Origin of the sequence: Cronobacter muytjensii ATCC 51329 (assembly GCF_001277195.1) — a bacterium.
Taxonomy (GTDB): Bacteria; Pseudomonadota; Gammaproteobacteria; order Enterobacterales; family Enterobacteriaceae; genus Cronobacter; species Cronobacter muytjensii.
In genome coordinates this window covers 1,654,268-1,676,420 of record NZ_CP012268.1, presented here as the reverse complement: position 1 = coordinate 1,676,420, position 22,153 = coordinate 1,654,268, and the positions used below count along the sequence as shown (strand labels likewise).

The window sequence follows — 22,153 nt, the reverse complement described above, 5'->3', positions numbered from 1 at the left end:
AAGTTCGTTATCGCCTAACACTTAAAAACTATATCTCAGCTTCGCTCGTGAAAATTCATGTACCTACACAATCAGATAACATTTTAGTAACGGCTCACCGACACATTAACTGTATATAAATACAGTATCTTTTGTGGGATCGGGAAATACAAGAACCAAGAACTCTATTTGGTTAATTTCAATGATCTCAGTAAAGCAACATGTAATTGTACACTTTAATTTTATGATTGAAATCAATCATTAGCTGGAATCACTAGCAGGAAGAAAAGACTATAAACGGGGGGGTGAAGTATGTTAAGAAATATTCAAAGTCCGCTTTGTGCCAAAAGCGGAAGTAGCTACAACATTTGTGTGGAGCAACTGGGCCCAGGCCAGTGGTTATAGAAAAATGAGCCCTCGGGGACGAGGGCAAATAGTAAAAGTCGTCTTAGAAAGTCAATTTGGTGTTGCTTCATCCTGTTTCTTTTAAAGGATAGAACTATGCTCAGCATCGGGACTCTAGATACTTGCGTATAACTCCTGTATTTTTGCTGGATTGGCAAAAAATCTAGCAGGATATGCATTAGGGTAATTTTGCTCTAAATAGCTCTCTGTACTGTTTATCAACAAAGCAAGTTCAGCTGTTAACTTCGATACATCCGGACTCAAATGATCAGTACTTGAGTTTAAATTTTGTATAGCGCTTAACAGAACAGATGCATAATATCTATTTCCATGAGTAATTATTAAGTGGCGTCTACTATGGGTGGATTTATCCGTGGAGAATAATGCTTCACTAATTGCTCTTTCAATCACTCTAAAGTGATTAACTGCATTAATTAATTTAACACCGCTCAATCTTGGGTTGAACAGCGTTTTATAGAGTGAACCATCGAAGTTTTCAAAAAATCTACCTCTATTAGATTTCAATGTTGCAACAATGGTGTTATTTTTACTTAAACATGCAAGCGCATTTAGCGCTTCATCCAGATCTATAACTTTTATATTACTTTGAGAATAGTCTTCATCTGTCCTCAAAAGTTGATATTGATATCCTTCAAGTATTAGTTCTCTTGCCAGGCGATGCTGATCGGGTTGCTGCGAAGCAAAGTCTCTTCCTAATACTCTGTTTTGAAAGTTATTTGCCCTAGTTATTGAATTTGAAATAATATTATCCTGATCCTCTCTCAATTCAATAAATCGGACTGGGACTTTAACTTGAAATATTTTATCACCAATTGTATCCATAACTGAACCAATGCTGCTTACAGTTTGAGCGCCATTAATAATACTTACATCCTTAAAGTCAAAAAAACCTCTTTCTGTTCCTGAAGCTGCGTTTCTTCTATGAGGAACCACTTCCTTAACTAAAATGGTAACGCCATTGTTATAGAACCAAAACATCTCAGGGTTTTCAGATGCGGATTTTTTTATTTCTTCATTGACATCAGTTTTACCTAACATGTTTCTAATGTTTTTTGTAAACAGGCGAGTCCCGTACTGCTTCCACCAATTACCAACTTGATCACCAGATAGAGTTCCATAGAACGCCTTATAAGGTTCATTTAAGTATCCATAACGTTCAACCTCTACACTTGACAGATCTATTTGACCTCTTGAACCTGTCTGCAGCCAATGAACAAGGTCTTCAGATGAAATTAGATGAACCTGAAAAGCCCACTCTTCTTTTGGCTCTTCACCTGGTGTAAAGGAAGCATCATTTAATTGGCTTTGCCATTCTTGCATATCACGAAGCACTTCCTCTGAAGCACCCTTTTTACCAGTGTGAGTCATGGCAAATATAAATTTATAGTCAAAAGAATTGAGGGCAATATTTATGTCTGAATTTTTATCTTGCAGTATTTGGTCAAATAAATCATAACGCTCGTTTTGTAGTTTTTCACATGCATCTTTAAAGCAAATGAAATCAGCTTTAGTCCATGTTCCATTACCGGCCTGATTAAATTTTGATTGAACTACAACAACTATTTTTTCACTATGATTTATAACAATTCCATCAATGCCACCGTCTGTGCTACTATCACAAACCGACTCGCCTGCGTGCTTCTCATCAACGCCGCCTAGCTGATACATGGTAAACGCGGCTAGGGCTCGACTTGCCATTTTCGTATTATAATCTTGTTGATCTATCTGGCATTCACGCTTATGGATATGGGCCTCAAATCTTTCTCTTAAGCCACTTCCTAGTCTCTGCGCTATAACTTGTGCCGTTGCTGGTGCAGCAACAGCATTATCCTCAACGCGAATATCTACAACGAATGCCATTTTATTTCCCTTAATAAATTGAACCAGCGTAAGTACAAAGAGAATGCACTTTTCAAGCCATGATATCCATAGAAACACCAAAATTTTGACTGGTTGATGTATGGGCCATTACCTTTTGTTTTGGCAGTATCGCCATACTAGTTTGTTAGAGGTCGTGATTATTGTGAACGGCAGCTCCTCGCTCAAAACGGACATTACCCTATGCTTCAGCCCCCTCTTGCCAGAAGCAGAAATTATGTGTAATCCCCCGCTGTACATTGCTACCCCCTAAAACCTGCCGGAATTGTATTATCAGGCTCCGGAATATGATTCACATCGCGCCAGGCGGGCATGTTCACGCCAGTGCAACACCTGATCACTAGGTCATCCCATTTCTCACGCAACTTGGACGGGCATTTAACCTGACGGATCCAGAACGGGTCGCTTTGTACCCGTCGAAATAACTCGCAAATCTGTTTGTGTGTACGGCCATCCAGCATGCGCATCAGGCGTATATCGTTCGCCCATGCCGTCCAGTTAGGCTCTTTAGGCTGGACAGGTTCGCCGTCAAGGGTGTCGGCCTGCTCGTACAGTTTCAGCACTCGCGTCCAGATCCACTTCGCGCAGGTCAAATCTTCCTGACTGCCCCACTGGCTTTTCCTGGGGCTGAAAACCACGGCTTCAGGATGCCGTGTCAAAAACTCAGCTTTGGTGAGCTTTTCGTCCGACAGCGAAGCGTCGGGACAAGAAGTGTTTTCTGGTTCTTTGACTGGTTCAAAAGAGTGACTGATTCTGGGTGAATCTCCTGCACCACCCCCTAGTGAATCTGTTGCACCACCTAGTGAATCTCCTTCACCCCCCTGGTGAATCTGCTGCACTATGCCTTGTTTATTACTGGCCCCGTCTAAGGTCAGCCGGTAAAAATTACTGGTGTTTCCTTTGGGTCCGGTTCGGGTTTCTTTAATCATCAGCCCGGACAGGCATAATGCATTAATATGGTTCATCACTGAGCGTCGACTGATTTCGCATTGATCGGCGATATGCTGATAGCTCGGCCAGCATTCGCCCTGGTCGCTCGCGTTATCGGCCAGCTTAAGCAGGACCAGCTTGCGCAGCGGGTTCCCCACTTTCACTTTCATTGCCTGAACCATCAGTTCCATACTCATAATAAGACCTCGATACTACTGCGCTAAACTGCGTTCGGCATAGCCGGAACCAGCTTCACTTCGTAACCCGGCAATAAATCTGCCAGGGCATTAATCGCTTCCAGCGTTTCCTTACGGATAATTTCCTTCGGCTTGCGCATCAGCACGGCGTTCGTCGCCTCGATACACTCGCGGTTCGCCACAGCGGCCCGCAGTTGTTCGGCGGCAGCGGTTTCCAGCTCAGCGTTCATGGCAGCCCTAACCGCATAGCTCAGCGCTTCAGCGTTGCGGCGGTACTTTGGTGAGTCGCCCCGGAAAGCGCGTTTGATAATCTGCGCGTTGTTATGCAGCCGGCGGCTGTACTCTTTGGCGTCCTGAACGCTCAGGCTTTCCAAAAGACCGCCGGAATGATGCGCCGTTATCATCGGCGTGATGGTCTTCCAGCCCTTTTCCGCCGCCCACTGCTCAAGCTCCATGCCGAGTTTTTTGATTTCCATCAGTCAGAATCCTTCTGAGATTCAGTGTTAGCCTTTCGACTCAAACGTTTTTTCTTGCGGTATTCGTCGTAAAGGTTTTTGTCGTAGTGAAGTGTCCCTTCAGAAGCATCGGCTAAACGTTGAGCACAACGCTCTGGAACAAGGATTTTCCACTGGCTGACTGCGGAGGGGTCAACACCTGCCGCAAATGCAACGCGAGACTTATTTCCAAAAACTTTAATGGCATCCTCTTTAAACATATCGACTCCTTAATCTGAGTTTTCTCAATGTTAAAATCGCAAGGAATCTCAAGTCAAGAAACTTTAAGATATCTCAATATGAACAACATCACTTTGGGCAGGCGTATTCGCCAAAGACGTAAAGAGATAGGTTTTAGTCAACGAGACTTGAGCCGGGCTGCTGGCGTCTCCGATTCGTCAATATCACTATGGGAAAGCGACAACACAGCCCCAAGAGGTGAAAACCTTCACAAGTTAGCCGCAGCACTGCAGTGCACCCCTACATGGCTGTTGTTCGGAGACGAAAACCAAGCTCCGACTCAGGCGGTTCCAGCGGGTGCGCCCCTCGAACTGTCTGATGATGAACTTGAGATGATCAGGCTTTACCGCGCATTACCAGAGTCTGAGCAAAAAGCACAGATGGGTAACATGCGAGCCCGGGTAAAAAACTTTAATCGCCTCTTCGATGAGTTGCTTGAAGCCCGTAAGCGTTCCAATAATCCCTGAAATTTAACCCACTTTAATTGCCTTTTAATCAACAAGATACTGTATACTCACGTCTTTTATCATGAGTTTTCTCAATAATAATATTGACTAATTACTATGAGAAAACTAAAGTTCACTCCATCACGTAACCACGACGCAGTGATTACAAAGCTCTAAACGTTCCGCCAGCCGGGCGATAACGGCAAGGGAGAAGATGGTTAATCAACACTACGGCACTATGCCGGTAATCAGGCAATGCCTTGAACCTGGAATGATGGCGCTCCGCGATGGTTGCGCTTATCGAGTCTCAGCGATCCGCGGTAAACACGTTTACCTTCACTCAATGCGCGAGCAAATCCGCATTACTGATCGCGTAGTCGAAGTTTTTCTTGATGGGTTCGGTAATCCGTTAACTCACTGACCCACCCTTTCGGACATCAATCAAACCCTCGTAATTGGCGGCTAACAAGGCGCCGGGGATTTTTACGCCCTTTTACAGGAGGAATCGTGAACGCGTATTTCATGCATGACCGTATCGAAGAGCGCGCATGGCAAGACCACTACATACAAATAGCTCGGGAAGAGGAAGAAGCAGAGCTGGCCGACTTATACGATCGCCAGATCAAGTTTCATCACCTTCACGCTCTACTCAGCAACACCCAGGCGGATAAAGCCGCCCTTACCGCAACTTTCGATGATGTGGATTTTCAGGAAAAGGCTGCGGAGTTTCTGCGGTACGCCGCCGAAACGCTCGCGGCCAAACAGACTGCAATTAACATGGATTTGAGGAGAGGATGAGATGGCCCTTTTCCAACGAGCCACTAATACACAGGCTTTCCTTAAAGCCGGAATCATGGGCTTTGCCGGAGACGGCAAAACCTACACCGCCAGCGAACTGGCGATCGGCCTCGTTCTGCTGATGCGCCAGCGCGGGCTTGCAATGGGTGATAAGCCGGTAATGTTCCTCGATACGGAAACCGGCTCTGACTGGGTTAAACCCCGCTTCGATGCCGAAAACATCGAGCTTTACACAGCTAAAACCCGCGCATTCGTGGATCTGATTGCCGCAGTCAATGAAGCAGAGCAAAGCGGCTCGGTACTGATCATCGACTCCATCAGCCATTTCTGGACGTGCTTATGCGATGAGTACGCAACGCGCCGCAAACGCAAGCGTGGCCTTGAGTTCTCAGACTGGGCGTGGCTGAAACAGGAATGGCGACGTTTTACCGATCGTTTCGTTAACAGCCAGGCGCACATCATCATGTGTGGCCGCGCGGGCTATGAGTATGACTTTTTCGAGGGCGACGACGGAAAGCGCCAGTTAGAGAAAACCGGTATCAAGATGAAAGCCGAAACCGAGACTGGTTATGAACCCTCGATTTTGATCCAAATGGAAAAGCAAATGGATCTGGAGTCCGGGCAGGTATGGCGCACCGCGCGCATTCTTAAGGACCGCTCTACCCGTATCGACGGCCAGACATTCGCGAACCCGACGTTTAAACACTTTCTGCCGCACATTGAGTTCCTTAACCTGGGCGGAACACATTTAGGCGTGGATACCTCTCGCGATAATGGCGAGCTGTTTGCCGATGATGGTTTGCCGACATGGCAGAAAGAGAAACGCGCGAAAGAGATTGCCCTCGATGAGATCGTCGAGCTGCTGAACAAACATCATGGCGGCACCAGTAACGACGCTAAACGCGCTAAAGCCGACCTTCTGGAACAGGTGTTCTGCTCTCGCTCCTGGGAGCGAATTAAGGGCATGGACTGGCCGACCATCAAAGCGGCCCGCTCCGCTCTATGGCTTCAACTGGAAGGGGTTCCTTACGAATTCCCCGCTCCTTCTGGCGCGGAGAAAAGCGAACCAGATGCGGCTTACGATGAAGTGATCCCACAGTAATAACCGGGCCCACGCCCCGCTTTTTAGTAGTGAATTAAATTTTGTATTTTGATAGCGGCTTTAGGGCCGAGGAGGATTTCATGAGTGAAGTAGTGATGATTGTATCCCCTGGGAAATGGGTTGCGGAAGAACAGCTTATTGCGCTTAAAGGGTTCAAAAGAGGAACGTTGAAAAGAGCAAGGGAACAAAGCTTTCTTGAAGGCAAAGAGTACATACATGTCGCGCCTGATGGCCAGCCCTGGGATAACAGCCCCTGCTTTTATAACCTGGAAGAGATAGATCGTTGGATCGAACGGCAGGCAATGGCAAAGCCACGTCGTTACTCCGCTTAAGTTCGTTTCAGTAAAAAGGAGTCGTAATGATTCAGTACCCAACGGGTGTGGAGAACCACGGCGGAAAACTCCGCATCTGGTTCCTCTACAAAGGGGTTAGAGTCAGGGAAAACTTGGGAGTCCCTGACTCCCCTAAAAACCGTAAAAAAGCCGGTGAGCTTCGCAATGCTATTTGTTATGCCATAAAAACGGGAACGTTTGATTATGCCGCGCAATTTCCGGACTCACACAATCTGGCCCGCTTCGGTGAAGCTAAACCCAACATTGATTTCGCCACCCTTACCGACAAATGGCTGTCGTTAAAGCAAATAGACGTCTGCAAGAATACTTACGTACGTTACAAGGCTGCCATTAAGAACGTAATGCCATACATCGGTGCCAGAACGCTCATCGCTTCGATCAATCAGGAGTTCTTACTCTCACTACGCAAGGAGCTACTCGTAGGTTTTCAACACCCTAAACACTGGCATACAGAACCAGTTAAAGGACGTACAGCCTCGACTGTTAACTACTATCTGAGAGTAGTAAACGGAGCACTAGAATTCGCTAAAAATAATGGCTATTTACCTTCAAACCCCATGCAAAACTTAGTGCCCTTGAAGAGAGCTAAATCTGACCCGGACCCGTTAACAAAAGATGAGTTTGAACGCCTTATTGCCTGCTGCGACAACCGTCAGCTTAAAAACCTTTGGAGTCTTGCCGTTTTTACTGGAATGAGACATGGCGAATTATGTGCCCTGGCGTGGGAGGATATTGATCTCAAGGCTGGCACTATCACCGTCACAAGGAACTACACCTCAGCCCGGAATTTTACACCGCCCAAAACTGAGGCCGGAACAGACCGAAAGATCGTGTTAATTGATGCAGCTATTACGGTATTGCGAGACCAGGCCGAGCTGACCCGGCTCGGTAAGCAGCATGACATCAGCGTTGCTCTTCGTGAGTACGGTAAGACGCGACTGGATAAATGCACGTTCGTCTTTAATCCGGGCATATATACCAAGAACCCGCATTGCGGGATTAACTATGCTACTGGTTCTCTGAACATGAGCTGGGCTTCGGCTATGAGGCGCGCCGGTATCCGACACAGGAAAGCGTACCAGTCCAGACATACATATGCCTGTTGGGCTCTTTCAGCGGGAGCTAATCCCAACTTTATTGCCGGGCAAATGGGCCATGCGAACGCGAGAATGGTGTATCAGGTTTATGGTAAATGGATGTCTGAAAACGATGCGGATCAGCTCTCTATCCTGAACAAAAGCATAACTGTAAATGCCCCACCCATGCCCCACAGCAAAACCGCTGAGTTGTAAATTTCTTTATAATCAAACACCTTACCCTTATAGCTGATCATCTCGGCGATATGCACGTGGCCGAGAAGATCGCGGTTGTCATGGAAGGCCGCGCAGAGGTTATCTTCTTCGATATTCATGTGATAAAAATCGCCGATGATTTTTACGTGCTTAAGGCCGCCTTCGACGATATAACGCCGCGCGTCGGCAAGCGTGTTGATCATGTGATCCTGATAGCGGTTGAGCGGCTCAAGCAACACGGTGGTGCCGGTACGTGCTGCCACACCGTCGAGATAGCGCAGCGACTCGCTAACCGCTTTGCGATCGCCTGCCAGGCTGCGCGGCGCTTTCATCGGCGGCAGGCGGAATGTGAACATCCCCCAGGCTGCGGGCACCACAATGCCTTTGCCGCCCACCTCCGCCAGCGCTTCCAGAATACGGGTGATTTGCGCAAGCCCGTTAAGACGACGCTCTTCGATGAAGTCGCCGATCCAGCCGTCATAGCCGCCGCAGGCGGTGGTCACCGGCAGGCCGGTCTCCTTAATGGCCGCTTTGACCTCGTCGAGATGATCCACCAGCAGCTTGCCGTCAATTTCAAAGCCGTCAAAGCCCATCGCTTTGATGTAGCGGAATTTCTCCAGAATATTTTCCGGAAAGAAAGCCTGATTCTGCGTTGCGATTTTCATAGTGTTTTCATCCGTGAATTAAAAAGTGACGCCCATTTTGATGCTCAGTTCCGGGTGCTGATCGACATACTTCATGTAGCTTTCCGCGCTCTGTGCGAAAGGCACTACCGGATCGATCAGGTCCTCACAGTTGAGATAGCCATTCATCAGCAGTTCCCAGCAGGTTTCTTCGATACGCTTGCGGCTCCAGCGCGGATAATCCGGGTTCGGCTCGCTGCAGGCGCGGGAGAAGACAATTTTCGCGTTGTTGAAATGCGCTTCGCGCCCGAAGTTGAGGCTGGTAAACGGTTTGGCAAAGGCCACGTAGGAGATAGTGCCGCCATAGGCGATGCCGCGCAGCGCCGCCTGCAGCGCGTCGGCATGGCCGCTGGTTTCAATAATGACGTCCGCGCCCTGCTTGCCGGTGAGCTTTTTGATTTCAAGGCCGATATCCGTACCGACCGGGTTGAAGGTATAGTCCGCCCCATGGCGGCGAGCGATATCGCAGCGGTGCGCGATAGGATCAACGCCGATAACCACCGACGCGCCCGCTTTTTTAGCGAGCTGAATGGCAATCTGCCCGATGGCGCCAAGGCCAATCACTACCACAAAATCGCCGACGCGTACGTTACCGTCGCGCACGCCGCTCATGGCGAACTGCGCCGGATCGTAGCAAACAGCGTTTTTCCAGCTCGCGCCTTGCGGCATCTTGCGCAGCTTGTAGTTATCGACAGCGTTGACGATGACGGTGTCCATCAGCGGGCCGTAGGTACAGACCATGTCGCCCACGGCGTAGCCCGTCACCTGCGCGCCGCACTCGATAATTTCCCCCACCACCATGTTGCCGAGCTGGAATTTACCGAATTCAATACCGCGCGGCGCGTCTGCCGGGCGCGGCGTGAACAGTTGCCATTCACCGGAAAATTCTTCGTCGATGAACGGACTGGCGGCGCGAAAATCCACGACTTCCGTGCCGTGTTTCGGCGCGCCGAAACGGACGCGAATTTTCACTTCGTTTTGCGCGACTGCGCGATCCTGATATTCCACCAGCGCTGCCACACGCGGTGCCTGAGCCACTAATTTTTGCATGATTTTCTCCCTGAAAACGACCCGGTCAGCCTTTAACGCCGCCGTCGGTCAGACCACTTTTAATAAAACGTTCGGAAAGCGCGTACATCACCACCACCGGCAGCGCGGTCACCAGCGAGGCCGCCATCATGCGTCCCCAGATGTAGTCCGGCGTGCTGAACAGGGTGTTAAGCCCGACCGGTAGCGTGAAGTTCGATGCGCTGGAAAGGAAAATCGAGGCGAAGAGATAGTCGTTCCACGCCACCATAAAGCAGTAGACAAACACCGACACCAGTCCGGATACCGCCAGCGGCACGGTGATGCGAAAGATGATTTGCAGGCGATTTAAACCGTCCATCATCGCCGCCTCTTCGATTTCATCCGGAATGGTGTCGAAGTAGCTTTTCAGCATGAACACGGCGGTCGGCAACGTCTGGGTCACCATCGTCACGATGATGGCAAGCTGGGTGTCATAGATGCCAAGCGCGGTGATGATTTTGAATAGCGGTACGACCAGCAAGATCCCGGAGAACATGTACACCGTGTAGAAACTGGCGTTGATGGTCATCCGGCCTTTAAAGCGCAGCTTAGAGAGCGCATACGCGCCGAGAATGCCAATGAACACCGCCACACCGGAGGCCACCACCGACACCACCAGGCTGTTGCGAAAATAGGTGACGAACGGAAAGATCAGCGGGTTAAAAATGTCGACGTAATGCTCCAGCGTCCAGTGCTGCGGAAACAGCGTCGGATGCAGCGAAATCGCCTCTTTAACGCCTTTGAACGAAGTCATCAGCATTACAAAAAAAGGAAAAAGCGTTGCAATAAGAAACAGCGCCAGGCCGAGATAAAAACCGGCGCGCCGTGCAAAGCGTTTATTTGTTGCCATGGAGATTCACCCGTTTTCTGGTAATCAGGATCACTGCGAAGATGATGACGAACAGCACCACGGAGATCGCCGCTGCTTTGCCGAGATCGTTGAACGCAAACGCGGTTTTATAGAGGTACACCCCAAGGATATCGACCTTAGTAGTGAGCAAATAAACATCGGCGAACATGTAAAACATCCAGATGGTGCGCAGGGTCACGACCGTCGCCAGCACCGGCATGATGGCGGGCAGCGTCACGATGCGAAACCGCTGCCAGGCGCTGGCGCCGTCCATTTCCGCCGCCTCGTAGAGCGATTTATCAATCGTCTGCAAAATCGCCAGAAACGAGATAAAGGCATACGGGAAGTAGCGCCAGATGGCGAACAGCACCACCAGCGCAAAGCTGCTGGAGGGGTTGTCGAACCACAGCGGCGCGCGCTGGTAAAGATGCAGCAGATCGCCTGCCACCCAGTTCACGATGCCGTAGCCGTTGTTGAACATATATTTCCAGGCAAATACCAGAGAAATCGACGGCGTGACGTAAGAGAGGATCACCAGCGAGCGCGCCGTTTTGCGAAACCGGAACTCGCGGTTAAAGAGAATGGCTACTGCAAGCCCCAGCGCGGTGCTTCCGGCCACGACCAGCGCCGTGTACCAGAATGTCATCCACAGCGAATGCCAGAAGCCCGGATCGGTGAGGATGTTGCGGTAGTTCTCAAACCCGGTGAACTGCGACGGCAGCCGCGGGTTCAACGGCAGGCGTAAAAAGCTGATTTCGATATTCGACAGCATCGGCCAGGCCACCAGGCCGCCCAGCAATAGCAGGCTGGGCGCCAGGAGCAGCATGGCAAATGGCAGGTCGGTTCTACCGGAAGTTAACGTCTTCATGAGCGTCCTTTCCTGAAGCGGAGTTATGGTCTGGCGACCAGTTCATCCAGGCGTTTTTGACCAAGCGTGAGCGCTGCTTCCGGCGATTTGCCACCCACCGTCACGCTGTTAACCATTTCGTTAATTACCCCGGAACCGGTGACATCGCCCATGCGGGTGAAGTTTTTATTGCCGACGGAGCCGAAGATCTGCACGTTGGGATACTGCGCGATAAGCTCGCGGGTAAGCCCGCCGAACGCTTTAATGACAGGGTTTTGCTGGTAGGCCGGCGTTTCGACGACCGTTTTATTCACCGGCAGCGCCGCGCCCGGGGACATCAGCACCCAGTCGGCGGCGTTTTCCGCCTGCTCCATAAAGACCACGAATTTCTTCGCCGCTGCGGTTTCTTCTTCGCGCTGTCCGGCGGTGATCGTAAGCGAGGTCAGCATGCCGTAGACGGCGGAGGATTTTTTGGTCGGCACGATAAAGCCGAGATCCTGCGGATCGCCCTCTTTAAACACGGCCGGCAGAATGTAGGTGGAGTAAATGGCCATCGGCGCGGTGCCGTTCATAAAGGCGTCTTTGATTTCCATGACATCGCTGGAGCCGGGCATGGAGAGCATGGCCAGCTCACGGTAATACTCCAGCGCCTCGCGCATTTCAGGCGTGTTGAGTGTAATGTTGCCATTGGCGTCAAAAGCGTTGGCGCCGTTTGATAGCGCAAACTGCGAAAACGCCTGTTCGGTCATCACGCTTTCAGCGGTCGGCAGCGCGATGCCATATTTTTTATCGGAGGGTTTATTGAGCAGCGTCGCGGCGTTCAGCAGCGACTGCCAGTCCTGAGGCGCGCTCAGGCCCGCCTGCGCCAGCCGCGATTTTCGGTACCAGACGCCGCCAAGCCAGGCGCTGATCGGCACACCGGTCCAGGCGGTGCCATCCTCGGTGCGCACGATGCGCAGAATGCCGTCAAAGAACTGCTTTTCTCCCACGTCAGCCACCGCGGCTTTGATAGCGTCGCGATCCAGCAGTTGCTCTTTGTCCATCACTTTGGCGTAGTCGTGGCTGATTTCAATCACTTCCGGCAGCGCGCCGGAACGGGCGAGCGTGGTGACTTTAGTGTTATAGGCGTCCTCTTCGACTGGCACCTGTTTTACGGTAATATCCGGGTTGGCCTTTTCAAAGCGAGCGATCAGCTGCGTAATAACCGCCTGACGCTCCTGCTCCACCGACGAGTGCATAAATTCGATAGTGACATGATCTTTTTTATCATCGTTGCAGCCTGACATCAGGGCGCAGGCAACCAGTGCTGAAATCAGCACGCTATTATTATTTCGCATATTTAGTCCTTTCAGGCTTTGTTAAGCCACATTGCTTGCCAGGGGGCGAGCGTGAGCGTTCCATTCTCTGGCGTCACGCCGGAAATTAATTCACGCTGACCGCACGCGTCGTAATAAATCGTCTGCGGCTTATCACTGATATTAAACAGTGCGGTAATTTGCGCGCCATTATTCGCGGTACGAATAATTTCCATCACGCTGTCATTAATACAGCGCGCGGCAAAGGCGCTGTCGGGGTGAAATGCGGCGTGTTGACGGCGCAACATTATTAAATCGCCAAGCTGTTTCCAGGTATCGTGCCGTAAATTTCCCGGTGTCTGTAATGCCCCGATGATTTCCGTTTCGTGATATTTCTGACGATTAATCGCACGGTTGTAACCGAGACGCGCCACGCCCTCTTCATCATTGCGCGAGCCCAGAATGCTTTGAATATAAATGGCCGGAACGCCGGGAAAAGTTAATAACAGCGCGTGGGCCAGCAGAAAACGCGCCAGGCGCGGCGCGTCGCTGTCGCCATGGGCGCTGAGCGCGTCCATATAAGTAACGTTGATTTCATACGGGCTGCGGCTGCCGTCCGGGTTGTTTTTCCAGTTCACCCGCGCGCCTTCGGCCTGGAGCTCCTGTACCAGAGTCAGAATTTCCGCTTCCGGCAGGATGCCGCGCAGCGGGTTTAGCCCAATGCCGTCATGAGACGCCAGGAAATTAAACCAGGTGGTTTCACCGACGCGCGCATCGCACAGGCCCTGCGCCCACTGGCATAGCGCACGGGCGTTGCGGGTATGAATAGCATGCAGCACCAGCGGCGGCAGCGGAAACTGGTAGACCATCTGCGCTTCGTCATGCCCGTTGCCGAGGTACGCGATGTTGTCCTTATGCGGCACATTGGTTTCAGTGATGATAACGGTGCCCGGCGCGACCGCATCAGCGATGGCGCGAAACAGCTTCACTAACAGATGTGTTTTTTCCAGATGGATACAGGACGTTCCAGGTGTTTTCCACATAAACCCGACAGCATCGAGGCGGACATATTGCGCGCCTTCACGCAGGTAATGCAAAAGAACTTCCACCATCGCCAGCAATACGGCGGGGCTTGCGAAGTTAAGGTCAATCTGGTCTTCGCTAAAAGTCGTCCAGAGATGGCGCACCTCGCCGTTTTTCAGCGTAAACGGCGTTAATAGCGGCAGCGCGCGTGGTCGGGTGACGGCAGATAAATCGGTCGCCGGATCCATCGCGATAAAAAAATCCTCAAAGCCTGGCTGTTGCGCAAGATAATTCGCAAACCAGTCGCTTTTGGCGGAAATATGGTTGCAGACAAAATCAAACATCAGCCGCGCATGTTGATTAAGCCGGGCGATATCTTCCCAGTCACCGCACTGGGGGTCGACGCGGTGGTAATCCACCACGGAAAACCCGTCATCGGACGACCACGGATAAAACGGCAACAGATGAATATGAGAGAAAAAAGGTTTCAGCCAGTCGTTAAAAAAATGCTGCAATGTCGCGAGCCGTTTTTCGCCCGGCACGCTGAATTGATCGGCATAGGTAATTAATACTACGTCCGTTTCATCCCACCCTTTTTTACGCGGCGCACTTATTTCACTACGCGTTTGAGAAATAGCTTTCTCAAGCGCAATAAAATGCTTATCGCTAAAAGTATCGCCATAAATTCGCGTAATTAAATGTCGAATAACATCACTGTTTATTTCTGCTGTTGTTATTTTTTCCATTGATAACATTTCTCATGGTAGCGGTCCCACGTAGAAAGGCTACTCCCGGAAAACAGGGAGTGTCAACGCGCGAAAAGTTTGCTTTTAAGAATAAAACCCGGTTTCCGGAAATGGGTGTGAGTAATTGTGAAGTAGCGCAAAAAACGCCAGAAATAAAAAAGCCCGAGGGGCTCGGGCTATTTACGGGAAGGGTTATTGATATAACGCGCGGAGACGCGTCTTGCGAGTCGTTTGAGCAGCGGCTCAAGCGCAAAGGCCAGCGCTATCTTCAGCGGACGACGGGCGACCGATTTTACCGCCCAGCCTGCAAATCCTGCCGGCCCGTAACGCAGCGCGGTCATCAGCGCCAGCTTGCCAGCGAGCTTAAGGCCAGGCTTCGCGTGGCGGGAGACTTTCTGCCAGCGTGTGGTGGAATTCATAGCAACTCCTTTAAAACCGGGGGCGCGGCCCCCTGATAGAATAATTATAGCTGGCGGAACCGGCTGCGCAGCGAGAAAGCGTCCGAGGTGACATAACGCTCCATCGCCCTTAAGCGCTGTTCACCGGCGGCAAGCTCGGCGTCCACCGCGTTCAGCAGCTCGCTGCTGGTCGGCGCCGCCTCTCCCTCCTGCGTCTCATCCAGCGGGTCGAGCGCGAAGGTCAGCACGATATAGGCGACAATCGTGATAAAAAAGAGCCCAAAGAGCATCGACAGTACGGTTATCAGGCGCACCAGTTTAACCGGCACGTCGAGATAGTGCGCGATACCGGCGCAAACGCCTTTGACCATGCCTTCGCGGGGAAGCCGCCCCAGTTTTTTGCCGCTAAAAGTCCGCGTCATTATTGATTTCTCCAGTTCGGGTGCTCGGCATCGAGAATTTGCTCCAGCGCATGAATACGCTCGCGCATGCGCTGCGCCTCTTCATTTAACTGCGCCAGACGCTGCTGCTCGCTCTGCGAGAGCGCATCGCGCCCGGAGCGGTTGCTGTAGTGCAGCCAGAGCCAGACCGGCAGTACGAACAGCACAAACAGCGTTAACGGAATAGCCAGAAACAGTGCACTCATGAGTTCTCCTTACGGGTGAATATTGCGACGGCCAGTGCCGCCGCGCTCCTTTTCAACGCGAGCGATTACTCGCCGTCGCGTTGCTGCACTTTCGCTTTCAGCGCCGCCAGTTGCGCGCTAATGTCATCATCCGCTTTCAGTTCGGCGAACTGCTGATCCAGCGATTTCTGCTTGCCGAAACCGTGGCTTTCCGCTTCGGCTTCCATCTGATCGATACGGCGTTCGAACGATTCGAAACGCGCCATGGCCTCGTCGATTTTGCCGCTGTCGAGCTGGCGGCGCACATCGCGTGATGAGGACGCCGCCTGGTGGCGCAGGGTCAGTGCCTGCTGGCGGGCGCGGGTTTCGCTGAGTTTGTTCTCAAGCTCGCCGATTTCCTGTTTCATGCGCGCCAGGGTTTCATCCAGCTGGGTCGCTTCTTCTTCCAGCGTACGGATAATATCCGTCAGTTTCTGTTTTTCGATAAGCGCGGCACGTGCCAGATCGTCTTTATCTTTACGCAGCGCCAGCTCGGCTTTCTCCTGCCATTCGGCCTGCTGCGCGTTCGCCTGCTCGATGCGGCGAGCTATCTGTTTCTTTTCAGCCAGCGCGCGTGCGGAGGTAGAGCGCACTTCGACGAGCGTATCTTCCATCTCCTGAATCATCAGGCGGACCAGTTTTTGCGGATCTTCAGCCTTCTCCAGCAGGGAGTTGATGTTGGCGTTCACGATGTCGGCAAAACGAGAAAAAATACCCATAATTTCATCCTCTACATGGTAAGACGGGCTAAGCCCTTGCTGTATGGCTTAATACAAATGTTGTGCCAACTTTGTAATGCATTGATTAATAAGGACGAACTAAAATTGCACCGCTGCGCCCCTCCAGGCTACAGTAGTGAGATACACTACTAAGTGGTGAATTTCATCATGACCGAATACAAAGATAACCTGATTGGCGAGGCGAACCGGTTTCTTGAGGTGCTGGAACAGGTTTCGCAGCTGGCACCGCTCGACAAACCCGTGCTGATTATCGGCGAGCGCGGCACAGGCAAAGAGCTTATCGCCCACCGCCTGCACTATCTGTCGCGCCGCTGGCAGGGGCCGTTTATTTCGCTTAACTGCGCGGCGCTCAATGAAAACCTGCTTGATTCTGAGTTATTCGGGCATGAGGCGGGCGCCTTTACCGGGGCGCAGAAACGCCATCCGGGGCGTTTTGAGCGCGCTGATGGCGGCACGCTGTTCCTGGATGAACTCGCCACCGCGCCGATGCTGGTACAGGAAAAGCTGCTGCGCGTGATTGAATATGGCGAGCTGGAGCGCGTCGGCGGCAGCCAGCCGTTGCAGGTGAACGTGCGGTTGATCTGCGCCACCAACGCCGACCTGCCGCAATTAGTGGAAGAAGAAAAATTCCGCGCCGACCTGCTCGACCGGCTCGCCTTCGATGTGGTGCTGCTTCCCGCGCTGCGCGAGCGCGACGCCGATATCATGCTGCTGGCGGAGCAGTTCGCCATTCAGATGTGCCGCGAACTGGGCCTGCCGCTATTCCCTGGTTTTACTGAGCGCGCGCGTGAGACGCTGCTTGGCTACCGCTGGCCGGGCAATATCCGCGAGCTGAAAAACGTAGTGGAACGTTCGGTGTATCGTCACGCCAGCAGCGATGAGCCGGTCGATACTATTATTCTCGACCCGTTTCGCCGCAGTCCCGTAGAAAATGCCCAGGCCATGCCTTCCACAGCGGCAGAAGGCCGCCCGTCGTTGCCGTTGAATCTGCGCAAATGGCAACATGACGAAGAAAGACGGCTGCTGGACGCCGCGTTACAGGCGGCGAAATATCACCAGAAACAGGCCGCAGAACTGCTGGGTTTAACCTATCACCAGCTACGGGCGCTGCTGAAAAAACATGAAATACGCTAAGAGCGGACACTTTTAACCCAAACGCCCGCAGAGTTTTTTACGAAGCTGGCTTAAGTGCGATACACTTTGCCTGGTGACTAAAACAACTCAAAAACTTATGCGCGGAATTCTCTCCCCTTTTTTAGCGACGCTCGGGCTCCTGAGCGTACAGGCTTTTGCTGCGCCTCCCGCCGGGTCTCCTGGCGATATTCGCCAGAGCGGCTTTGTCTATTGCGTTAACGGCCAGGTCAATACTTTTAATCCACAGAAGGCCGGTAGCGGGCTGACGGTCGATACGCTCGCCGCACAGCTCTATGACCGCCTGCTGGATGTCGATCCTTACACGTACCGTCTGGTCCCGGAGCTTGCCGAAAGCTGGTACAGCCCCGACGACGGCATCACCTGGCGCTTTCGGTTGCGTCCGGACGTGCAGTTCCAGCATACCCGCTGGTTCACGCCCACGCGCGCGCTGAATGCCGATGATGTGGTCTTCAGCTTCCAGCGCATTATCGACCCGAAGCATCCGTGGCATAACGTCAACGGCGCGAGTTATCCCTATTTCGACAGTCTCCAGTTCGCTGATAACGTGCGCAGCGTGCGTAAGCTCGACAATCGCACGGTGGAGTTTCGTCTGCGCCAGGCGGACGCTTCTTTTTTATGGCATCTCGCCACCCACTACGCCTCGATAATGTCAGCCGAATACGCCGCCATGCTTGAGCGTAGCGGAAATCAGGAAGAACTTGACCGCGAGCCGATCGGTACCGGGCCTTTCCGTCTCGGCGAGTATCGCGCCGGGCAGTATATTCGGCTGCTGCGCCACGATAATTACTGGCGCGGTAAACCGCAGATGCCGCAGGCGGTTATCGATCTTGGCTCCGGCGGTACCGGGCGGCTTTCCAAACTGCTGACCGGCGAATGCGACGTGCTCGCCTGGCCTGCCGCGAGCCAGCTCACCAGTCTCAGAGACGATCCGCGCCTGCGCCTGACGCTGCGCCCCGGCATGAATATCGCCTATCTGGCGTTCAACACCCACAAACCGCCGCTCGATAATCCGAAGGTGCGCCATGCGCTCGCGCTGGCGATTAACAACCAGCGGCTGATGCAATCCATCTATTATGGTACGGCAGAAACTGCGGCCTCCATTTTGCCGCGCGCCTCCTGGGCATACGACAACAACGCGAAAATCACCGAATACAACCCCGAAAAATCGCGTGCGCAGCTGAAAGCGCTCGGTCTGGAAAACCTGACGCTGCAACTCTGGGTGCCGACCAGTTCGCAGGCCTGGAACCCGAGCCCGCTGAAAACCGCCGAGCTGCTGCAGGCGGATCTGGCTCAGGTCGGCGTGACGGTAGAGATTGTGCCGGTGGAGGGCCGTTTTCAGGAGGCCCGCCTGATGGATATGAACCATGACCTGACGCTCGCGGGCTGGGCGACGGACAGCAACGATCCGGACAGCTTCTTCCGTCCGCTGCTGAGCTGCGCGGCGATTCGCTCGCAAACCAACTACGCCCACTGGTGCGATCGCGATTTCGACGGCGTCTTGCAGTCGGCGCTCTCCTCGCAGCAGCTGGCGTACCGTATTGAAGCCTATACCCGCGCCCAGACGATTCTCGCCGAACAGCTTCCGGTATTGCCGCTGGCGTCATCGCTGCGGCTGCAGGCGTATCGTTACGACATGAAAGGCCTGGTGCTGAGCCCGTTCGGCAACGCCTCGTTCGCGGGCGTCTCACGTGAAATCACAGAGGACAAGCAGCCATGATTATCTTTACCCTGCGCCGGCTGGTGCTGCTTATCATCACGCTGTTTTTTCTGACGATAGTCGGCTTCTGCCTGAGCTATTTCACGCCGCATGCGCCGCTGCAGGGCGCGTCGTTCTGGAACGCCTGGCTGTTCTGGTGCGACAGCGTGCTGCACTGGGATTTCGGCGTCTCCAGCATTAACGGTCAGCTGATCTCCACCCAATTGCGTGACGTGTTCCCGGCGACGATGGAGCTCTGCTTCCTGGCGTTCGGCCTGGCGCTGCTGGTGGGCATTCCGGTCGGCATGGCGGCGGGCATTCTGCGCCATAAATGGCAGGATAAGCTCATCAGCGCGCTGGCGCTGCTCGGCTTTTCGATCCCGGTGTTCTGGCTGGCGCTGCTGTTTACCCTCTTCTTCTCGCTGACGCTCGGCTGGTTCCCGGTATCAGGGCGGTTTGATTTGCTTTACGAAGTGAAATCGGTGACCGGCTTCGCGCTCATTGACGCCTGGCTCTCCGATTCGCCCTGGCGTCATGAGATGATTTTAAGCGCGCTACGCCATATGGTGCTGCCGGTGCTGACGCTCGCGGTCGCGCCGACCACCGAGGTGATTCGCCTGGTGCGCGTCAGCACGGTGGAGATTCTGGAGCGCAACTACATCAAAGCGGCGGCCACGCGCGGGCTGTCACGCCTGACAATCCTGCGCCGCCATGTGCTGCACAATGCCCTGCCGCCGGTTATCCCGCGCCTCGGTCTGCAATTCTCCACCATGCTGACGCTTGCGATGATCACCGAAATGGTGTTCAGCTGGCCTGGGCTTGGCCGCTGGCTGATTAACGCGATTCGCCAACAGGATTACGCCGCCATTTCGGCGGGTGTGATGGTGATAGGCTCGCTGGTTATTCTGGTGAATGTGCTGTCCGATATTGTGGGCGCGCTGGCGAACCCGTTGAAACATAAGGAATGGTATGCCTTACGATAGCGTCTATCGCGAGAAACGCCCGCCGGGCGCGCTGCGCACCGTCTGGCGCAAGTTTTACGGCGACACCGTCGCGATGGTGGGCCTGTACGGCTGCGCGGGTCTGGTGCTGCTGTGCGTGTTTGGCCGGGTATTCGCGCCCTATGGCATCGACCAGCAATTTCTCGGTTATCAGCTGCTGCCGCCGTCCTGGTCGCGCTATGGTGAGGTCTCGTTCTTCCTCGGCACCGACGATTTAGGGCGCGACCTGCTAAGCCGCCTGCTGAGCGGCGCGGCGCCCACCATCGGCGGCGCGTTTGTGGTGACGCTCGCGGCCACCGTCTGCGGGCTGCTGCTGGGCGTCCTGGCGGGCGCGACTCACGGGCTGCGCTCGGCGGTGCTTAACCATGTGCTGGACACGCTGCTCTCAATTCCCTCCCTGTTGCTGGCGATTATCGTGGTGGCCTTCGCCGGGCCGCAGCTGAGCCACGCGATGCTGGCCGTCTGGCTGGCGCTGGTGCCGCGTATGGTGCGGTCGGTCTACAGCATGGTGCATGACGAGCTGGAAAAAGAGTACGTTATCGCCGCGCGTCTTGATGGCGCCACCACGTTTAATATTCTGCTGTTCGCGGTGCTGCCGAACACCGCGTCGCTGCTGGTGGGCGAAATCACCCGCGCGCTGTCGATTGCGATTCTGGATATCGCGGCGCTCGGTTTTCTGGATCTCGGCGCGCAACTGCCCTCCCCCGAATGGGGCGCGATGCTGGGCGACGCGCTGGAGCTGATTTATGTCGCGCCCTGGACGGTGATGCTGCCGGGGGCTGCGATTATGATAAGCGTATTGCTGGTGAATCTGCTGGGCGACGGTATTCGTCGCGCCATTGACGCGGGGGTGGAGTGATGCCGCTGCTTGATATCCGCAATCTGACGATTGAGTTTAAGACCAGCGAAGGCTGGGTCAAAGCCGTTGATCGCGTGAGCCTGAGCCTGCCGGAGGGCGAAATTCGCGGCCTGGTAGGCGAATCGGGTTCCGGTAAAAGCCTTATCGCTAAAGCGATATGCGGCGTAACCAAAGACAACTGGCGGATCACCGCCGACCGTATGCGTTTTGACGATATCGACCTGCTGCGTCTCTCGCCCCGCGAGCGCCGCCGGCTGGTGGGCCATAACGTGTCGATGATTTTTCAGGAGCCGCAATCCTGTCTCGATCCGTCTGAAAAAATAGGCCGCCAGCTGATGCAGAATATCCCCGGCTGGACTTATAAAGGCCGGTGGTGGCAGCGTTTTGGCTGGCGCAAGCGCCGGGCCATTGAACTGCTGCACCGCGTCGGCATTAAAGACCATAAAGACGCCATGCGCAGTTTCCCTTACGAGCTGACCGAAGGCGAGTGCCAGAAGGTCATGATCGCCATCGCGCTCGCCAATCAGCCGCGTCTGTTGATCGCCGATGAGCCGACCAACGCGATGGAGCCGACCACCCAGGCGCAGATTTTCCGCCTGCTCTCCCGGCTCAATCAGAATAATAACACGACGATTTTGCTGATTAGCCACGACCTGCAGATGCTGAGCCAGTGGGCCGACCGCATCGATGTGCTCTACTGCGGGCAAACGGTGGAGACCGCGCCGAGCGATGAGCTTATCTCCACGCCGCATCATCCCTATACTCAGGCGCTGATCCGCGCTATCCCGGACTTCGGCAGCGCGATGCCGCATAAAAGCCGCCTCAATACGCTGCCGGGCGCTATTCCGCTGCTGGAACATCTACCGATCGGCTGCCGCCTTGGGCCGCGCTGCCCGTATGCCCAGCGTAAATGTATCGAAACCCCGCGTCTCGACGGGCCGAAAAATCATCTTTTCGCCTGCCATTTCCCGCTAAACATGGAGAGAGAGTGAA

Annotated in this window: 25 protein-coding genes; 11 read left to right on the top strand and 14 right to left on the bottom strand. The window is 53.4% G+C overall.

Going from position 1 to position 22,153, the window contains the following annotated elements; all coding sequences use genetic code 11:
• Window positions 1–498 precede the first annotated feature (498 nt).
• The 4 genes from AFK63_RS20330 to AFK63_RS07775 all read right to left on the bottom strand — a co-directional run bounded on the left by AFK63_RS20330 (window position 499) and on the right by AFK63_RS07775 (window position 4,125).
• Complete coding sequence (locus tag AFK63_RS20330) at window positions 499–2,265, bottom strand: AIPR family protein (protein WP_071603678.1); 1,767 nt, start codon at window positions 2,263–2,265, stop codon at window positions 499–501.
• Window positions 2,266–2,525: 260 nt separating this feature from the next.
• Window positions 2,526–3,410 carry a helix-turn-helix domain-containing protein gene (locus tag AFK63_RS21200; protein ID WP_144420895.1) on the bottom strand — a complete coding sequence of 295 codons (885 nt, stop codon included), beginning with the start codon at window positions 3,408–3,410 and terminating at the stop codon, window positions 2,526–2,528.
• A gap of 23 nt (window positions 3,411–3,433) precedes the next feature.
• Window positions 3,434–3,886 carry a toxin YdaT family protein gene (locus AFK63_RS07780; protein WP_038862660.1) on the bottom strand — a complete coding sequence of 151 codons (453 nt, stop codon included), beginning with the start codon at window positions 3,884–3,886 and terminating at the stop codon, window positions 3,434–3,436.
• Window positions 3,886–4,125: a Cro/CI family transcriptional regulator gene (locus AFK63_RS07775; RefSeq protein WP_038862658.1), complete on the bottom strand. Its 240-nt coding sequence runs from the start codon at window positions 4,123–4,125 to the stop codon at window positions 3,886–3,888. Before AFK63_RS07775 ends, AFK63_RS07780 begins: the two co-directional genes overlap by 1 nt.
• 78 nt (window positions 4,126–4,203) lie before the next feature.
• Here AFK63_RS07775 and AFK63_RS07770 point away from each other — a divergent pair, with 78 nt between their 5' ends.
• The 6 genes from AFK63_RS07770 to AFK63_RS20320 all read left to right on the top strand — a co-directional run bounded on the left by AFK63_RS07770 (window position 4,204) and on the right by AFK63_RS20320 (window position 8,135).
• Window positions 4,204–4,611: a helix-turn-helix domain-containing protein gene (locus tag AFK63_RS07770; RefSeq protein WP_015386643.1), complete on the top strand. Its 408-nt coding sequence runs from the start codon at window positions 4,204–4,206 to the stop codon at window positions 4,609–4,611.
• A gap of 193 nt (window positions 4,612–4,804) precedes the next feature.
• A complete protein-coding gene (locus tag AFK63_RS21620) occupies window positions 4,805–5,011 on the top strand; it encodes a cell division protein FtsZ (protein ID WP_071603677.1) in 207 nt (68 codons plus the stop codon).
• Window positions 5,012–5,097: 86 nt separating this feature from the next.
• Window positions 5,098–5,388: a host-nuclease inhibitor Gam family protein gene (locus tag AFK63_RS07765; protein WP_038862657.1), complete on the top strand. Its 291-nt coding sequence runs from the start codon at window positions 5,098–5,100 to the stop codon at window positions 5,386–5,388.
• A gap of 1 nt (window position 5,389) precedes the next feature.
• Window positions 5,390–6,490: an AAA family ATPase gene (locus AFK63_RS07760; RefSeq protein WP_038862655.1), complete on the top strand. Its 1,101-nt coding sequence runs from the start codon at window positions 5,390–5,392 to the stop codon at window positions 6,488–6,490.
• A gap of 80 nt (window positions 6,491–6,570) precedes the next feature.
• Window positions 6,571–6,822: an excisionase family protein gene (gene xisR, locus AFK63_RS07755; RefSeq protein WP_007749489.1), complete on the top strand. Its 252-nt coding sequence runs from the start codon at window positions 6,571–6,573 to the stop codon at window positions 6,820–6,822.
• 26 nt (window positions 6,823–6,848) lie between these two features.
• Window positions 6,849–8,135, top strand: coding sequence for a tyrosine-type recombinase/integrase (locus AFK63_RS20320; protein WP_071603676.1), 1,287 nt, complete (start codon window positions 6,849–6,851; stop codon window positions 8,133–8,135).
• Here AFK63_RS20320 and AFK63_RS07750 read toward each other — a convergent pair.
• From AFK63_RS07750 to pspA, 10 genes are all read right to left on the bottom strand, one after another.
• Window positions 8,060–8,800 carry a sugar phosphate isomerase/epimerase family protein gene (locus AFK63_RS07750; protein WP_038862652.1) on the bottom strand — a complete coding sequence of 247 codons (741 nt, stop codon included), beginning with the start codon at window positions 8,798–8,800 and terminating at the stop codon, window positions 8,060–8,062. The two genes, AFK63_RS20320 and AFK63_RS07750, sit on opposite strands and share 76 nt — an antisense overlap.
• An 18-nt stretch (window positions 8,801–8,818) precedes the next feature.
• Window positions 8,819–9,868: a zinc-dependent alcohol dehydrogenase gene (locus tag AFK63_RS07745; protein ID WP_038862651.1), complete on the bottom strand. Its 1,050-nt coding sequence runs from the start codon at window positions 9,866–9,868 to the stop codon at window positions 8,819–8,821.
• 25 nt (window positions 9,869–9,893) lie between these two features.
• A complete protein-coding gene (locus AFK63_RS07740; protein WP_038862649.1) occupies window positions 9,894–10,736 on the bottom strand; it encodes a carbohydrate ABC transporter permease in 843 nt (280 codons plus the stop codon).
• Window positions 10,723–11,604, bottom strand: coding sequence for a carbohydrate ABC transporter permease (locus AFK63_RS07735; protein ID WP_038862648.1), 882 nt, complete (start codon window positions 11,602–11,604; stop codon window positions 10,723–10,725). The genes AFK63_RS07740 and AFK63_RS07735 overlap by 14 nt, the downstream gene beginning before the upstream one ends.
• Before the next feature lie 23 nt (window positions 11,605–11,627).
• Window positions 11,628–12,920, bottom strand: a complete 1,293-nt coding sequence (locus tag AFK63_RS07730) for an ABC transporter substrate-binding protein (protein ID WP_038862646.1) — start codon at window positions 12,918–12,920, stop codon at window positions 11,628–11,630.
• A gap of 11 nt (window positions 12,921–12,931) precedes the next feature.
• The gene (locus AFK63_RS07725; RefSeq protein WP_038862645.1) at window positions 12,932–14,647 is read right to left on the bottom strand and encodes an alpha-amylase family glycosyl hydrolase; all 1,716 of its coding nucleotides are present in this window, start codon (window positions 14,645–14,647) and stop codon (window positions 12,932–12,934) included.
• Window positions 14,648–14,823: 176 nt separating this feature from the next.
• Complete coding sequence (gene pspD, locus AFK63_RS07720) at window positions 14,824–15,066, bottom strand: phage shock protein PspD (protein WP_038862644.1); 243 nt, start codon at window positions 15,064–15,066, stop codon at window positions 14,824–14,826.
• Window positions 15,067–15,110: 44 nt separating this feature from the next.
• The gene (gene pspC, locus AFK63_RS07715) at window positions 15,111–15,467 is read right to left on the bottom strand and encodes an envelope stress response membrane protein PspC (protein ID WP_007776398.1); all 357 of its coding nucleotides are present in this window, start codon (window positions 15,465–15,467) and stop codon (window positions 15,111–15,113) included.
• Window positions 15,467–15,691, bottom strand: coding sequence for an envelope stress response membrane protein PspB (gene pspB, locus AFK63_RS07710; protein ID WP_004385364.1), 225 nt, complete (start codon window positions 15,689–15,691; stop codon window positions 15,467–15,469). The genes pspC and pspB overlap by 1 nt, the downstream gene beginning before the upstream one ends.
• 65 nt (window positions 15,692–15,756) lie before the next feature.
• A complete protein-coding gene (gene pspA, locus AFK63_RS07705) occupies window positions 15,757–16,428 on the bottom strand; it encodes a phage shock protein PspA (protein WP_038862643.1) in 672 nt (223 codons plus the stop codon).
• A gap of 153 nt (window positions 16,429–16,581) precedes the next feature.
• Between pspA and pspF the strand changes: the two genes are divergently transcribed.
• The 5 genes from pspF (at window position 16,582) to sapD (ending at window position 22,152) form a co-directional block, all read left to right on the top strand.
• Window positions 16,582–17,583, top strand: coding sequence for a phage shock protein operon transcriptional activator (pspF, locus tag AFK63_RS07700; RefSeq protein ID WP_161580238.1), 1,002 nt, complete (start codon window positions 16,582–16,584; stop codon window positions 17,581–17,583).
• 97 nt (window positions 17,584–17,680) lie between these two features.
• A complete protein-coding gene (sapA, locus tag AFK63_RS07695) occupies window positions 17,681–19,321 on the top strand; it encodes an ABC transporter substrate-binding protein SapA (RefSeq protein ID WP_038862642.1) in 1,641 nt (546 codons plus the stop codon).
• Complete coding sequence (gene sapB / locus AFK63_RS07690; protein ID WP_038862641.1) at window positions 19,318–20,283, top strand: putrescine export ABC transporter permease SapB; 966 nt, start codon at window positions 19,318–19,320, stop codon at window positions 20,281–20,283. Before sapA ends, sapB begins: the two co-directional genes overlap by 4 nt.
• Window positions 20,270–21,160 carry a putrescine export ABC transporter permease SapC gene (gene sapC, locus AFK63_RS07685; RefSeq protein WP_038862640.1) on the top strand — a complete coding sequence of 297 codons (891 nt, stop codon included), beginning with the start codon at window positions 20,270–20,272 and terminating at the stop codon, window positions 21,158–21,160. The genes sapB and sapC overlap by 14 nt, the downstream gene beginning before the upstream one ends.
• Window positions 21,160–22,152 (top strand): putrescine export ABC transporter ATP-binding protein SapD, encoded by a 993-nt coding sequence (gene sapD / locus AFK63_RS07680; RefSeq protein ID WP_038862639.1) that lies wholly within the window; start codon window positions 21,160–21,162, stop codon window positions 22,150–22,152. Before sapC ends, sapD begins: the two co-directional genes overlap by 1 nt.
• The last annotated feature ends 1 nt before the right edge of the window (window position 22,153 follow it).